Annotated in this window: 14 protein-coding genes; 12 read left to right on the top strand and 2 right to left on the bottom strand. The window is 62.6% G+C overall.

Features of this window, described 5'->3' with window-relative positions:
• Window positions 1–77: 77 nt before the first annotated feature.
• Genes ACQ4WS_RS07850 through ACQ4WS_RS07820 form a run of 7 tightly spaced genes read left to right on the top strand, consistent with a single transcriptional unit; the run spans window position 78 to window position 7,000 of the window.
• Window positions 78–1,193 carry a porin gene (locus ACQ4WS_RS07850; protein ID WP_436475140.1) on the top strand — a complete coding sequence of 372 codons (1,116 nt, stop codon included), beginning with the start codon at window positions 78–80 and terminating at the stop codon, window positions 1,191–1,193.
• A gap of 57 nt (window positions 1,194–1,250) precedes the next feature.
• On the top strand, window positions 1,251–2,273 hold the full coding sequence (locus tag ACQ4WS_RS07845; RefSeq protein WP_436475138.1) for an ABC transporter substrate-binding protein: 1,023 nt from the start codon (window positions 1,251–1,253) through the stop codon (window positions 2,271–2,273).
• A 21-nt stretch (window positions 2,274–2,294) separates the two neighbouring features.
• The gene (locus tag ACQ4WS_RS07840) at window positions 2,295–3,134 is read left to right on the top strand and encodes an ABC transporter permease (RefSeq protein WP_436475136.1); all 840 of its coding nucleotides are present in this window, start codon (window positions 2,295–2,297) and stop codon (window positions 3,132–3,134) included.
• Window positions 3,131–3,910 (top strand): ABC transporter permease, encoded by a 780-nt coding sequence (locus tag ACQ4WS_RS07835; protein WP_436475134.1) that lies wholly within the window; start codon window positions 3,131–3,133, stop codon window positions 3,908–3,910. Before ACQ4WS_RS07840 ends, ACQ4WS_RS07835 begins: the two co-directional genes overlap by 4 nt.
• Window positions 3,911–3,923: 13 nt before the next feature.
• Window positions 3,924–4,955 (top strand): ABC transporter ATP-binding protein, encoded by a 1,032-nt coding sequence (locus tag ACQ4WS_RS07830; RefSeq protein WP_034778812.1) that lies wholly within the window; start codon window positions 3,924–3,926, stop codon window positions 4,953–4,955.
• 19 nt (window positions 4,956–4,974) lie between these two features.
• Entirely contained in the window at window positions 4,975–5,919 is a 945-nt protein-coding gene (locus ACQ4WS_RS07825; RefSeq protein ID WP_436475131.1) for a nucleoside hydrolase, read from the top strand.
• A 25-nt stretch (window positions 5,920–5,944) separates the two neighbouring features.
• Entirely contained in the window at window positions 5,945–7,000 is a 1,056-nt protein-coding gene (locus ACQ4WS_RS07820) for an adenosine deaminase family protein (RefSeq protein ID WP_436475130.1), read from the top strand.
• Between the two features lies 1 nt (window position 7,001).
• Here ACQ4WS_RS07820 and ACQ4WS_RS07815 read toward each other — a convergent pair whose 3' ends face one another.
• On the bottom strand, window positions 7,002–8,387 hold the full coding sequence (locus ACQ4WS_RS07815) for a short-chain fatty acyl-CoA regulator family protein (RefSeq protein ID WP_436475128.1): 1,386 nt from the start codon (window positions 8,385–8,387) through the stop codon (window positions 7,002–7,004).
• Between the two features lie 180 nt (window positions 8,388–8,567).
• Here ACQ4WS_RS07815 and ACQ4WS_RS07810 point away from each other — a divergent pair, with 180 nt between their 5' ends.
• Genes ACQ4WS_RS07810 through mmsB form a run of 5 tightly spaced genes read left to right on the top strand, consistent with a single transcriptional unit; the run spans window position 8,568 to window position 14,062 of the window.
• The gene (locus ACQ4WS_RS07810; protein WP_436475126.1) at window positions 8,568–10,064 is read left to right on the top strand and encodes a CoA-acylating methylmalonate-semialdehyde dehydrogenase; all 1,497 of its coding nucleotides are present in this window, start codon (window positions 8,568–8,570) and stop codon (window positions 10,062–10,064) included.
• A gap of 9 nt (window positions 10,065–10,073) precedes the next feature.
• Window positions 10,074–11,234, top strand: coding sequence for an acyl-CoA dehydrogenase family protein (locus tag ACQ4WS_RS07805; RefSeq protein ID WP_436475124.1), 1,161 nt, complete (start codon window positions 10,074–10,076; stop codon window positions 11,232–11,234).
• Window positions 11,231–12,016: an enoyl-CoA hydratase gene (locus ACQ4WS_RS07800; RefSeq protein ID WP_436475122.1), complete on the top strand. Its 786-nt coding sequence runs from the start codon at window positions 11,231–11,233 to the stop codon at window positions 12,014–12,016. Before ACQ4WS_RS07805 ends, ACQ4WS_RS07800 begins: the two co-directional genes overlap by 4 nt.
• Window positions 12,009–13,136, top strand: a complete 1,128-nt coding sequence (locus tag ACQ4WS_RS07795; protein WP_436475120.1) for an enoyl-CoA hydratase/isomerase family protein — start codon at window positions 12,009–12,011, stop codon at window positions 13,134–13,136. Before ACQ4WS_RS07800 ends, ACQ4WS_RS07795 begins: the two co-directional genes overlap by 8 nt.
• A gap of 23 nt (window positions 13,137–13,159) precedes the next feature.
• Window positions 13,160–14,062: a 3-hydroxyisobutyrate dehydrogenase gene (gene mmsB / locus ACQ4WS_RS07790; protein ID WP_436475119.1), complete on the top strand. Its 903-nt coding sequence runs from the start codon at window positions 13,160–13,162 to the stop codon at window positions 14,060–14,062.
• A gap of 186 nt (window positions 14,063–14,248) precedes the next feature.
• Here the strand turns inward: mmsB and ACQ4WS_RS07785 are convergent, their stop codons facing one another.
• The gene (locus ACQ4WS_RS07785) at window positions 14,249–14,830 is read right to left on the bottom strand and encodes a hypothetical protein (protein ID WP_436475117.1); all 582 of its coding nucleotides are present in this window, start codon (window positions 14,828–14,830) and stop codon (window positions 14,249–14,251) included.
• Window positions 14,831–14,851 lie beyond the last annotated feature (21 nt).

Here is a 14,851-nt window from a genome sequence, read left to right as displayed (position 1 = left end):
TAGCACGCCATGCAAGGGACGCATCAATAAAATAATTCCAAAAAAACTCAGGGTTTATTCTTTTTAGGGTGGCGGCAATGAACAAATGGATGACGGGAACGATGGTAGTGGGTGGCTTGCTGGCGGCGCAGGGCGCCGCGCAGGCGCAAAGCAGCGTGCAAGTGTATGGCTTGCTGTCGGCCGGTATCGGCTATGTGTCGGATGAGGGTAACGGCAGCCGCACGCATGCGCTGAGCGGTACGAATCAGAATCCCCGCATCGGTTTCCGCGGCCAGGAAGACCTGGGCAACGGCACCAAGGCTGTCTTCGTGCTGGAAAACGGTTTTAACGTGATGACGGGCGCGGCTGCGCAAAGCGGCCGTTTGTTTGGCCGCCAGGCGTATATGGGTTTGTCCAGCAATGACAAGGGCACCCTGACCCTGGGCCGCCAGTACGAAGCCGTCAAGGATCTGCTGGGCCCGGTGGTCATTGCCAGCAACGGCGTGCATATCGGCGACAACGACAATGGCTACAACAACTTGCGCGTGCAAAATGCCGTCAAGTACGTCAGCCCGAACATCAGCAACCTGTCGTTCACGGGCTTGTACGGCTTCAGCGAAAACCCGGAAGATTCCAACCGCAACCGCGTCTACAGCATGGGCGCCGGCTACAAAGTCGATGCCTTCAGCTGGGCCGTCGCCTATACCAAGATGGACCATCCGAACAGCCCGGATGCGCCGAATGGCGCCATTGGCAATGACTACGGCAGTTCCCTGTTGATATTCAACAAGAGCGCCGTCAGCGGCGCCGGCGTGAACAGCCAGGCCATCGCCGGCACGGGAGGCTTTTATAATGTCGGCAAGACCAAGTTTGGCGCGCTGTACACCAACGTGCGCTACCACTACCTGGATCAAAGCAATCTGACCTTGCAAAACGTGGACCTGAACGTGAACCACAAGCTGACGGAAGCGTTGAACCTGGGCGCGTCGTATTTCTTTACCACCGGTAAATATGACGTGATCAACAAGACGCCGAAATGGCATCAGGTCAACTTCCAGGCCGATTACTTCCTGTCCAAGCGCACCGATGTCGCCATCACCTGGAGCTACCAGAAAGCGGCAGGCGATGCGACGTTCGCCCGCGTGTTCGGCTTCGGCGCCTCGGGCGGCAAGACGCAAAGCGTGCTGATTGTCGGCATGCGACATTATTTCTGAGTCTGATTCATCTTTACAGGCGCTGTCCCGCAGCGCCGTCCCCTGAAAGGAAGCATCTTGAAAAAGCACCTCATGTTGGCGTTGAGCCTAGGCTTGCTGGCTAACGCCGCCCACGCGGAAAAACGCGAGCTGGTCATTTCGGCCTATCCGATTGCCCAGCCCTTGTTCATGAAGTATGTGTACGAGCCGTTCAAGGCCAAATGCGGTTGCGATATCAAGGTGGAAACGGGGAATAACGCGGACCGCATCGCCAAGCTGGTGGTGCACAGCAAGAACCCGGTGATCGACCTGGTGCTGCTGTCCGATTCCGGCATGCTGGAAGCGGCGCAAAAGGGCGTCATCCAACCCATGGATTACGCCAAGCTGAGCAATTACAAGGCCCTCTACGACGTGGCGAAAAACCCCATCGGCGGCAACTTCGCCGTCGGCTACACCTTGTACTCGGTGGGCCTGGTGTACCGCAGCGACAAGATCGCCCCGCTGACGTCCTGGAAGGACCTGTGGCGCCCTGAACTGAAGGGCCGCGTGGCCTTCCCCGACGTGAGCACCACGCAGGGCCCATTGATGCTGCGCATGGCCGATGCGGCCTGGGGCGGCAAGACGGACGACTACGCCACCGGCTTTGCCAAGATCGTTGGCATGAAGGGCAACGTCGTCACGTTCTCGAAAAACAGCGCGCAGCTGGCCGCCCTGTTCGCGCAAGATGAAATCTGGGCCGCGCCCGTGGCGCGTTTTACGTGGTCGCAAATGCTCAAGACGGGCCTGCCCCTGAAGTGGAGCATCCCGGCCGAAGGCCAGGCGGCCGGCATGAACGTGATGGGCATCGTTGCCGGTTCGAAAAATGCGGACCTGGCGTATCAGCTGATGGATTTCTGGCTGTCCAAGGAAGTGCAGACGCAGCTGGCGACCAACCTGGTCGATTCGCCCGCCAACAAGGACGTGCGCCTGTCGGTGGCCGCCGCGCAATTCAATACCTATGGCGCCGAGCAGATCAATTCGCTGAAATTCGTCAAGCCGGAAACCATCATCAAGCAGCGCACGAACTGGATGACGCAGTGGAACAAGGCCATGAGCAAATAGTGGTGACGAGGAGAGAACACCATGTTTGCTGATCCAAAAAAGCGTCTGGGACTGCTGCTGGTCCTGCCGGCGCTGATCTTTATCGTCGTCTGCTTCCTGCTGCCCGTGCTGGCCTTGCTGGTCGACGCCTTCCGCGTCGGCGACGGCATGCAGTGGGGTGTCGACCGCTTCATCGAATTCTTCTCGCAGGAATTCAACCGCACCATCTTCTGGCGTACCCTGCGCATCGCTGCCCTGGTCACGCTGGCGGCCATCATCCTCGGCTATCCGGCCGCGCAAGCGGTGGCGCGTGTGTCGCCGAAGTGGCGCGGGCTGGTGGTGGGCATGATGATCTTGCCGCTGATGGTCTCGCCGATCGCGCGTACCTACGCGTGGATCGTCTTGCTGGGCCGCAACGGCGCCGTCAACGCGGCGCTCGTCAACATGGGTTTCACGGACGAGCCGCTGCGTTTGCTGTTCAGCGAATTTGCCGTGTTTGTGGGCCTGCTGCAATTGCTGCTGCCGCTGATGCTGATGTCGCTGGCGGGCGCGCTGGAAAACCTGCCGCGCGATGTGGAACCGGCCGCAGCGACGCTGGGCGCGAATCCCTGGCAAGTGTTTTGCAAGGTCACCCTGCCGCTGACGCAGGAAGGCCTGGTGGTCGGTGGCACCCTGGTGTTTACGGGCTGCGTGACGGCCTATGTGACGCCGGCCCTCTTGGGCGGCACCAAGGTGCTGATGCTGGAAACCCTGCTGTATCAGAAGGTCAGCGTGGAGAGCGATTTTGGCGCGGCCAATGTGATCGCCGTCATTCTCGTCTGCATGACCCTGCTGGTGAATGCCGGCCTTAAACGTATTTCCTCGAGCCGGAGTTCCGTATGAAAGAAAGCTTGTTTTCGCGTGCCGTTTTATGGCTGGTGTTTTTGTTCCTGCTGGGGCCTTTCGCCATCGTCGTGCTGGCCGGCTTTTCCGGCGGCGAAACGCTGGCCTTCCCGCCCGAGTCGTACTCGCTGCGCTGGATCCTCGAAGTGTGGTCGGCGCCCGAGTTCCGCCGCGCCTTCCAGACCAGCCTGGAAATCGGCCTGATCGCCACCGTCATCGCGCTGCTGCTGGGCATACCCGTCGCGTATGCGTTTTCGCGCATGCCGCCGCCGGGCATAGCCTTCATCCGGCAAATCCTGACATCGCCGCTGATCATTCCCGCCATCCTGGTCGGCCTGGGCTTGCTGCACCACCTCGTTTTGACCATCAATGCGCCCGTGTACGCGGGCCTGTTGATCGGCCATATCGCGCTGTTGATCCCGTACTCGGTGCGCGTGGTGTACGCCAGCCTGGTGAATCTGCGTGTGGATATCGAGGATGCCGCCATCACGCTGGGCGCATCGCGCCTGCGGGCGTTTTTCATGATCGTGCTGCCGAATATCCGCAACGCCGTGATCGCCGCCTTCTTCCTCGCCTTCGTCACCTCGTTCAACCAGGTGCCCGTCTCGCTGTTCCTGACGGGGCCGGGCATCAGCACCTTGCCCATCGAGATGCTGGGGCATATGGAAAACAGCTTCGATCCATCGATCGCTGCCCTGTCGACCTTGCTGGTCTTGTTCACCATGGCCTTCGTGATGGTGACCGAGAAGGTGCTGGGCATTTCTAAATACATGTAAGAGGCAATACACCATGAGTTATCTGGAACTGCACAAGCTGAACCTCGGCTACGCCAAGAACACGACGTCCGTGAAAGACCTGGACCTGCACGTCGAGCAGGGCGAGCTGATTTCCCTGCTGGGCCCCAGCGGCTGCGGCAAGACCACCACCATGCGCGCCATCGCCGGCCTGATGCCGCTGCAGTCGGGCCGCATCGTGCTCGACGGTCGCGAAATCGGCAAACTGGCGCCAAATAAACGCAATATCGGCATGGTGTTCCAGTCGTATGCGCTGTTCCCGCACCTGAACGTGTACGACAACATCGCCTTCGGCCTGCGCCTGCGCAAGGTCGCGCCAGCTTTGCTGAAAACGAAAGTGGAAGCCGTGATTGCCGCCGTGGGATTGACCGGTTTCGAAACCCGCTTGCCGGCGCAGATGTCCGGTGGCCAGCAGCAGCGCGTGGCGCTGGCGCGCGCCATCGTCGTCGAGCCGGCCCTGCTGCTGCTGGACGAGCCGCTGTCGAACCTGGATGCCAAGCTGCGCGTGCAGATGCGCGCCGAGCTGCGCCGCATCCAGCGCGAACTGGGCATCACCATGCTGTACGTGACGCATGACCAGGAAGAAGCGCTGGCCTTGTCCGACCGCATCGTCGTCATGAACGGCGGGCGCATCGAGCAGCTGGCCGCGCCGGAAGCCGTCTTCAATACGCCGTCGACGCGCTTCGTTGCCAACTTCATGGGCTTTGAAAACCTGTTCGACTACCGCGACGGCGCGCTGCACCACGCGGGTGCCAGCCTGCCGTACACGTCCCCCGTCGCTGCCGGCACCACGGTGCTGGGCTGGCGTCCGGACAAGGTGCGCGTCTGCGCGGCAGACGACGCGGCAGGCCAGTACCCGGGCACCGTGCTGGCGCGGGGCTTCCTCGGCGACACCGTCGAATACCTGCTGCAAACGCCGCTGGGCCAGGTCAAGGGTATTTGCGCGGCCGGCGGCGCCGCCTGGCGCGAAGGCACGGCCGTGTCCTTCGTGCTGCCGTCCGACAGCGCCCTGTGGCTGGGCGCGTGATTTCTGAATGGAAAGCATCATGACCCAAGCCTTGAAAAAAATCTGGCTCGATACCGATCCCGGTTTCGACGACTGGCTGACGATGCTGCTCTTGGGCAGCAATCCCGACATCGAGTGGCTGGGCGTGAGCGTGGTGGCGGGCAATGCACCCGTCGATATCACCTACGACAACGCCTTGCGCATCAAGGCGCATGATGGCTTGACGGTGCCCATCTACCGCGGCTGCGAAGAACCGCTGGCCGGCGTCATCGAAACGGCGCAGCGCATCCTCGGCGACAGCGGCATGCCGACGACAGGCGAGATCCTGCCGCCCGGCCCCGCCGTTGACGCTGCCGGCCACGCCGTCGATGCGCTGATCGCCGCCGTGCGCGCCCACCCTGGCCAGATCACCATCATGGCCATCGCGCCGATGACGAACCTGGCGACCGCACTGACCCGAGCCCCCGACATCGCCGAGAAAATCGTCGAGATCATCCTGATGGGCGGCTCGACCGACCAGGGCAACCACACGGCGGCAGCCGAATTCAATATCTATGCGGACCCGGAAGCGGCCGCCCAGGTCTTCAAGTCCGGCATCCCGCTGCGCATGTTCGGCTTGAACCTGTGCCGCCAGCTCTTGGTGACGAACGCGGAAGTGGCGCGCCTGCGCGCGATCGGCACGCCGCGCGCGCTGCGCCTGGCCGGCTACCTGGAAGCGTATGTGCGCATCCGCAGTACGGACGGTTCCGTGCCCATGCCCATGTATGACCCGGTGGTGGCCCTGTACCTGGAAGCGCCGCAGTTGTTCCAGTTCCAGAGCGCCCACGTGGCCATCGAATTGACGGGCGAACTGACGCGTGGCATGACGGTGTGCGAGTTCCGCGTGCCGCGCCGCGCGCCCATCAACACGCAGGTGGCGATGCTGGCCGATGGTCCGGCCGCCATCGAGCGCCTGATGCGCCGTCTGGCCGCCATTCTCGTCTGACCCACTTCACTACGAAACGAGCTTCATGTCTAATTCACCCCTGAGCATCGAACAGTTTTTACGCGCCATGCCAAAAGTGGAGCTGCATTGCCACCTGTTCGGCACGGTGCGCCAGGCCACTTTCCGCGCGCTGGCCGCCAAGACGGGCAATGTCGTCACCCCCGAGGAAATTGACGCGTTTTATACGCGTGGCGACAAGCCCGTCGGCGTGCTGCGCGTGCTGCGCGCACTCGACGCGCACCTGATCGTCTCGCCGACGGACCTGTATTGTCTCGCCTACGAATACCTGGAAGACGTGCATGGCCACGGCGTGCGCTACGCGGAGTTCTTCTGGAATCCCACCGGCACGGTGCGCGTCTCGGGCATTCGCTATGACGCGGCGCAAGACGCCATCGTCGCCGCCATCCGCGACGCGCAGCGCGACTTCGGCGTGATCGGGCGCCTGATTCCCAGCATCGACCGCGAAGCCGCTCCCGCCGAAGCCGTGCAGATGGTGGAATGGATGAAGGCGCACCGCGCGCCCGAAGTCATCGGCATCGGCATCGACTACCGGGAAAACGACCGCCCGCCGGAACTCTTCATCGAAGCCTACCGCGCCGCGCGCGAGGCCGGCTTCAAATGCACGGCGCACGCAGGTGAATTCGGCATGCCGTGGATGAATGTGGCGACGGCGATTGAAGCATTGCAGGTGGACCGGGTCGACCATGGTTACACGATTGTCGATAACCCGGAACTGGCGCAGCGCTGCGTGGAGCGCGGCCTGGTGTTTACGGTCGTGCCGACCAATTCGTATTATCTGCGCACCTTGGCGCCCGAACGCTGGGCGCTGGACCACCCGATCCGCGCCATGGCCAAGCTGGGCTTGAAACTGCATCCGAACACGGACGACCCGACCCTGCACCACGTGACGCCGACTGGCGCCTGGATGATGATGCGCGAATTCGGCTTTGGCCTCGACGACATGCGCGGTTTCATGTTGAATGGCCTCGATGCGGCCTGGGTCGACGAGTCCACGCGGCGCGACTGGCGCGTGGAATTTACGCGTGAATTCGACGCCTTGCGCGCAAGAGTCGTCGAGTAAATCAGGCGGATGCTGGCGGCGGCGGTGCCAGCAGCGAAGGAAACGCCCGCTGCGGGCATGCCTGCCGCTCGCACACCTTGCAGCCCGTGCCGATGGGCGTGGCGCTGCTCGGGTCGTGCAAATCGAGTCCCTTCGAGTAAATCAGGCGGTGCGCCTGCGAAATGTCGCAACCGAGCGCTACTGCAAAAGTCTTGCCTGGCGCCCGGAAGCCTGGTGACGCCGTACTCACCTGGCGCGCGATCCACAGATACGTGCAGCCGTCGGGCATGCTGGCCACTTGCGTCAGCACCTGGCCCGGGTGGCTGAAGGCGTCGTAGACTATCCATAGCGGGCAGGTGCCGCCCACCCTGGAAAAGTGAAAGTCCGTGGCCGACTGGCGCTTCGAGACATTGCCGGCGCGGTCGACGCGAACAAAGAAAAACGGCAATCCCGCCGCCTCGGGGCGCTGCATGGTGCTCAGGCGGTGACACACGGCTTCGAAACCCACACCAAACTGGTGCGCCAGGCGCTCGATATCGTAGGCCCGTGTTTCCGCCGCCTGCAGGAAGCGTTGATACGGCATCAACAGGGCGCCCGCGAAATAATTGGAAAACGCCAGGCGCGCGCTCGTTTGCGCGGCCGCGCCAGACAATCCCGCCGCCAGCACCAGGGCGTCGATCAGGTCGCTGTGTTCGAGCAGGCTGATTTGCGCTGCCATCTGGAAGGCGCGCTGGCCGCCCGTCAGGGTGTCGGGCAGCCACAATATATGTTGCTGGGCATCGTAGCGGTGCTTGCGCACCATGCCCGCGTCGCCATCGGACAGTTGCACCTGAATACCGTGCCGCTCCAGCAGCCGGCTTTGCAACGCGTCGAGCGTGCGCTGCTGCGGGTCAAGTTCACCCGCCACCAGCTCCGCTGCCCGGTCCAGCTCATCGATATAATTTTGCCGCCGGTTCAGGTATTCGCGCACTTCCTCGTCCGTGGAGGGTGCCGCCGAACTGGCGCCGCGGCTGCCGTCGTCGAGGCGCGCGGCCAGGGTATCGGCCCGCTCCGCCATGACCCGGTAGCGCCGCTGCAAGAGCAAAATCGAGCGCGCCAGTTCCGGCATGTTTTCTACCAGCATTTTGAGTTCCGCCATCGAGGTGGGCGGCGCGTCCGGCAATTCGCCAAACACGTCGCGCACATCGGCCACCAGGCTGGCGCTGTCGTGTTCGGAAAAGATCTGTGGGTCGACCCCCAGCACCGTGCCGATGCGCAACAGAATCGGCACCGTCAGCGGGCGCTGGTTGCGCTCCATCTGGTTCAGATAGCTGGGCGAAATGCCCAGGGACTTGGCCAGCGCCACCTGCGTCATGCGCCGTTCCTCGCGCAGCCGCTGCAGGCGCACGCCCATGAAAACCTTTGCCATCGCGTTTCCTCTTCCCCGGTTTGTGGAATCTGCAAATTTACAACATTTGCAGATTAACAGATTCAGCTTTGCATTATCTCGCATTTTCACGCCTTGTTTGCGGCCCGTATTGTGCGAATAATGCAAACAGACTATACCCACACCAGGAGACACCGAGTGACCACGCAAAACGCTGCAGCTATGACTATTCCGACCGTTCCCCTCTTGATCAACGGCGAGTGGGTCGAATCCCAGACCACCGTCTGGCGCGACGTCGTCAACCCCGCTACCCAGGAAGTATTGGCCAAGGTACCGTTCGCCACGCCGGCCGAAGTCAACGCGGCCATCGCCTCTGCCCAGCGCGCCTTCAAAACCTGGCGCAAGACGCCGATCGGCGCCCGTGCGCGCATTTTCCTGAAATTGCAGCAGTTGATCCGCGAAAACATGGCCGACCTGGCCGCCACCTTGACCATGGAACAGGGCAAGACCCTGCTCGACGCGGAAGGCGACGTCTTCCGTGGTCTGGAAGTGGTGGAACACGCAGCCAATATCGGCACCCTGCAAATGGGCGAATACGCGCAAAACGTGGCGGGCGGCGTCGATACCTACAGCGTGATGCAGCCGCTGGGCGTGTGTGCGGGCATCACTCCGTTCAATTTCCCCGCCATGATCCCCTTGTGGATGTTCCCGATGGCGATTGCCTGCGGCAATACCTTCGTGCTGAAACCATCGGAGCAAGACCCGCTGGTGACGGAAAAACTCGTGCGCCTGGCCTTGCAGGCGGGCATTCCTGCTGGCGTGCTGAACGTGATTCACGGCGGCGAAGACGTGGTCAATTCCCTGTGCGACCACCCGGACATCAAGGCCATCTCGTTTGTCGGTTCCAGCAAGGTGGGCACGCATGTGTATCAACGCGCCAGTCTGAACGGCAAGCGCGCGCAATGCATGATGGGCGCCAAGAACCATGCCGTCGTCTTGCCGGATGCCAATAAAGAACAGACCCTGAACCAGTTGCTGGGTGCGGGCTTTGGCGCGGCCGGTCAGCGCTGCATGGCCGCCTCTGTCGCCGTGCTGGTGGGCGCAGCGCGCGAATGGCTGCCGGAACTGTCCGCCAAGGCGCAAACCCTGACGGTGGGCGCGGGTAAGGACAATCCTGACCTGGGCCCGGTCATTTCCTGCGCGGCGAAAGAGCGCGTGCACAGCCTGGTCGCCAAGGGCATCGAACAGGGCGCCGTGCTGACCCTCGATGGCCGCGATGTGAAGGTCGATGGCTATCCGAACGGCAACTTCGTCGGACCGACGATTTTGTCTGGCGTGAAACCCGGCATGGTCGTGTATGACCAGGAAATCTTTGGCCCCGTCTTGATCGTCGTCGAAGTCGACACGCTCGATGAAGCGATTGCCCTGGTGAATGCGAATCCGAACGGCAATGGCACGGCACTGTTTACGCAAAGCGGCGCGGCGGCACGCTATTTCCAGGAAGAAATCGACGTGGGGCAGGTCGGCATCAACGTGCCTATCCCCGTGCCCGTCCCCCTGTTCAGCTTTACGGGTTCGCGCGGCTCGAAACTGGGCGATCTGGGTCCGTTCGGCAAGCAAGTCGTGCTGTTCTACACGCAGACGCAAACCATCACCCAGCGCTGGTTCACGGACGCGGCGTCGGTGGGCAAGGTCAACACCACCATCAGCCTGAAATAAGGAGCTGCCATGGACTTTGAACTGAGCGACGAGCAGCGCGAGTTCCAGCAGGCGGCGCGCGCGTTTGCCGAAGGCGAACTGGCGCCGCACGCGGCGCATTGGGATGCGGAATCGATCTTCCCCGTGGAAACGATAGCCAAGGCGGGCGAGATGGGATTTTGCGGCCTGTACACGCCGCAGCGCTTGGGCGGCCTGGGCCTCTCCCGCCAGGATGCGGCCATCGTGTTTGAAGAGCTGGCCGGTGGTTGCACCTCGACCACGGCCTACATCACCATCCACAACATGGCCACCTGGATGCTGTCGCGCTGGGGGCAGGAAGCCCTGTGCGACGAGTGGGTGCCGGCCCTGGCCGCCGGCCAGAAGCTGGCCAGCTATTGCCTGACGGAACCGCAGTCGGGATCGGATGCGGCGTCCCTGCGCACCAAAGCCGTCAGGGACGGCGACTTTTATGTACTCGATGGCACGAAAGCCTTTATCTCGGGCGCGGGCCAGACGGACATGCTGATCGTCATGGCGAGAACCGGCGGCGAGGGCGCGGCGGGTATTTCCGCGTTTGCCGTGCCGGCCAATCTGCCCGGCATCGTGTATGGCAAGAAAGAAGAAAAGATGGGCTGGAACAGCCAGCCCACGCGCATCATCAGTTTCGACCAGGTAAAGGTGCCGGTTGCTAACTTGCTGGGCGTGGAAGGCGAAGGCTTTGCCATCGCCATGAAGGGCATCGATGGCGGGCGCATCAATATCGCCGTGTGCTCGGTGGGCACGGCGCAGGCAGCGCTCACGCGGGCGCAAGCGTACATGAAGGAGCGCACGCAGTTCGGCCGCGAGCTGGCGCAATTCCAGGCCTTGCAATTCAAGCTGGCCGACATGCTGACGGAGCTGGTGGCGGCGCGCCAGATGGTGCGCCTGGCGGCCTGGAAACTCGACCAGGAAAGTCCGGACGCGACGGCGTATTGCGCCATGGCAAAACGTTTCGCCACGGATGTAGGTTTTAATGTTGCCAACGATGCGCTGCAATTGCATGGCGGCTATGGCTACATCCGCGAGTATCCGCTTGAGCGCCACGTGCGCGACACGCGGGTGCACCAGATCCTGGAAGGGACGAATGAAATCATGCGCCTGATCGTCGCGCGAGCGATTTTGAAAGATGGCGCCACGGAGACCTTACGATGAGCAAAGTGTATACCAACCTGCTGCTGGAACGCCGCGGCCATACGGCCCTGGTGACCCTCGACAACCCGCCCGCCCACACGTGGACCCTGGCCAGCCTGAATGCGCTGACGCAGCTGGTGGCCGACCTGAATGCCGATCCGGACGTGTATGCGCTGGTGATCACGGGCGGCGGCGCCAAGTTCTTCTCGGCGGGAGCCGACCTGAAAGTGTTTGCCGATGGCAACAAGGACACGGCGTTTGCCATGGCCGCCGCCTTTGGCGAGGCCTTCGAAGCGCTGTCCGCGTTTCGCGGCGTCAGCATCGCCGCCATCAATGGCTATGCCATGGGCGGCGGGCTCGAATGCGCGCTCGCTTGCGACATACGCATCGCCGAGGAACATGCGCAGATGGCCTTGCCGGAAGCATCCGTCGGCTTGCTGCCGTGCGCGGGCGGCACGCAGCACTTGCCGTGGCTGGTAGGCGAAGGCTGGGCCAAGCGCATGATTTTATGTGGCGAGCGCGTCGATGCGGCCAAGGCCCTGGCCATCGGCCTGGTTGAGGAAGTCGTGCCAACCGGCAAGGCTCCCGCCACGGCGCTGGCCCTGGCGGCCAAGGTGGCGCGCCAGAGCCCCAGCAGCGTGACGGCGTGCAAGACCCTGATCCAGGGCGCGCGCAGCCATCCGCTGGTCAATTCCCTGCCCGATGAACGCACCTTGTTCCTGGGCTTGTTCGATACGCAAGATCAGAAAGAGGGCGTGCAAGCGTTCCTGGAAAAACGTCCGGCGGAGTGGAAGAATGGTTGAAACACTGCTTGAAACCGTGAAGATCGAGGAACGCGACTGCCCGGGCGGCATGAAGCTGGGCGTCATCACCCTCGACGCGCCGAAGTCCTTGCATGCCCTGACCCTGGAGATGATACGCGCCATTGATGGCGCCCTCGTGCGCTGGGCCAGTGACTCTGCCATCGCCTGTGTGGTGCTGCAATCGTCGACCGACAAGGCCTTTTGCGCCGGTGGCGATGTGCGCAGCCTGCGCACGGCCGTGGTCGGGCAGCCGGACGTCGTGCCGAACCCGCAGGCGCTGGCTTTCTTTGCCGAGGAATACCGGCTCGACCACCGTATCCACACGTATGTGAAACCGCTGCTGGTGTGGGGCGGCGGCATCGTCATGGGAGGCGGCCTGGGCCTGATGGCCGGTGCCAGCCACCGTGTGGTCACGGAAAGCACGCGCATCGCCATGCCGGAAATCACGATAGGCCTGTTCCCCGACGTGGGCGGCAGCTGGTTCCTGGGCCGCATGCCGGGGCGCAGCGGCCTGTTCCTGGGCTTGACGGGTGCGCCCCTGAATGCGGCCGACGCCCTGTTCGCGGGCCTCGGTGACTATTTCCTGCGCCAGGAAGAGCGCGCCATGCTGCTTGATGCATTGGCGCTGGCGCAATGGCAAGCCAGCCCGCTGGCGAATCACCAGCAACTGAATCGCTTGCTGCGCGGTTTCTCGGCGCCGACATCCATGCTGCCCGTCTCGGAAGTGCGCGCCAACTTCGACGCTATCGCCGCCTTGACGCAAGCGCCCACCTTGTCCGAAGTGGTGGCCGCCATTGCCGCCTACGACGGCGATTCGGTGTGGCTGCAAAAGGCGGCCCACTCGCTGCACAAGGGCGCGCCCAGCTCGGCCGCTTTGGTCTGGGCCATGCGCGAACGCACGCGGCATCTGAGCCTGGCGCAAGTGTTCCAGCTGGAATTGATTGTTGCCGTGCAATGCTGTGCCCATGCCGATTTCAGCGAAGGCGTACGCGCCTTGCTGATCGACAAGGACAACGTGCCGCAGTGGCAGCCGGCCAGCTTGGCCGAGGTCAGCGCCACGTATCTGGACGAGTATTTCACTGCGCCATGGGATAGCCATCCTTTGCGCGACCTGCATTAAAAGAACAACAGGAGATTTTCACCATGCAACATATCGCTTTTATCGGCCTGGGCAACATGGGCGCGCCGATGGCCCGCAACCTGGTAGCCGCCGGCTTCCACGTCTCCGTCTTCGACCTGGCGCCAGCGGCAGTGGCGTCCCTCGTCGAGGCAGGCGCCACGGCTGCTGCATCCGCCAGCGCGGCCGTACAGACGGCTGACGCCGTCATCACCATGTTGCCAGCCAACAAACACGTGCAGGAACTGTACCTGGCGGCCGGTGGCGTGCTGGACTCGGCCAAGCCGGGCGCCCTGTTCATCGATTGCAGCACCATCGCCGCCGACGTGGCACGGCAAGTGGCGCAGGCGGCCAGCGCGCGGGGCTTTGCCATGCTCGATGCGCCCGTCTCGGGCGGTACGGCGGGGGCGGCGGCCGGCACCCTGACCTTTATCGTCGGTGGTAGCGTGGCGGCCTTGCAGCAGGCGCGGCCCCTGCTGGAGAAAATGGGCAAGAACATTTTCCATGCGGGCGAGGCGGGCGCGGGCCAGGTAGCGAAGATTTGCAACAACATGCTGCTGGGGATCTTGATGGCGGGTACTGCCGAGGCGCTGAACCTGGGCGTGGCGCATGGCCTGGACCCGAAAGTGTTGTCCGACATCATGGCCAAGAGTTCGGGCCGCAACTGGACCCTGGAAGTGTATAACCCGTGGCCTGGTGTCATGGAGGGCACGCCCGCGTCGCGCAATTACACTGGCGGCTTCGGCACGGCGCTGATGCTGAAAGACCTGGGCCTGGCGCAGCAGTCGGCCCTGTCGGCAAACGCGCCCACGCCCTTGGGTGGCCTGGTGCGCCAGATGTACCAGATGCATGCGCAAGCCGGTTATGCCCAGCAGGATTTCTCCAGCATCGTGCACATGCTGCAGCCCGGGTTGAACAAACCCGTTTGAGGAATTTTGGGCAAAAAAAAGCCCGCTGGTAAAAGCGGGCTAAATCCAATTCTTGGAAGAGTTGGAGGAGACAGATGCATTATGCTGCATCGCCACATATAACTCCAATTTATCTTTGAAATATCAAGTATAGATTTCCGTGATATCTCTTCCCGGCAGCCGCGCAGCGGCTGCCGTTTCTGTACCTCAGACTGGATTGCAGGCGACCTTCACCGTCGTCACATTCGCTTCGCCCATGGTGCCTTTTTCGGTGCCTGGCTGTACGACGCACTGCAGACCCTTCGGCTGAACGGAGACGCTGATGCCATAAGGATCGCCATAGGCGACTGAGCTGGCCATGGTGAAGGTCGTGGCGTCCTTGGCCACCGTTGTTGTTGCACTACCGTTAATCAGCACCAGGCCCTCCACGGTCAGGCCGGAAACCGTGCCGCCTACGGTATATCTGTTTTGCGAGCAAGTAACAGCGGCGCTGATATTGATGTAATGACCAGCCGAGCCGGAACCACCGTTGATGCCGCAAGTCATGTGGGCCGGTTGTTGCTTGAAGGTGATGTTGTAGTCGGTGCCATAGTCGATGCGCTTGGCAAAGGTAAACGACGTTTTGCCCGCAGGAACCGGGAGGGTGTCGCTGCCGTTGGCGAGTATCAGTCCTTCATTGTTCAAGCCTGAGATCGTGCCGGCGACCTCATACGAGGCCTTGCCGCCGCAAGCGGCCAGTCCCAGGGTCAGCAGCAGCGCGGCGAGTGGGCGCAAGCAGGATAACTTCATGTATTTCTCCAAAAAAATAGG

The organism is Janthinobacterium leeuwenhoeki (assembly GCF_051380795.1).
In the GTDB taxonomy this organism is placed as follows: domain Bacteria; phylum Pseudomonadota; class Gammaproteobacteria; order Burkholderiales; family Burkholderiaceae_D; genus Janthinobacterium.
The sequence above is the reverse complement of the archived record's forward strand: the minus strand, read 5'-3'. Positions and strand labels throughout refer to the sequence as shown.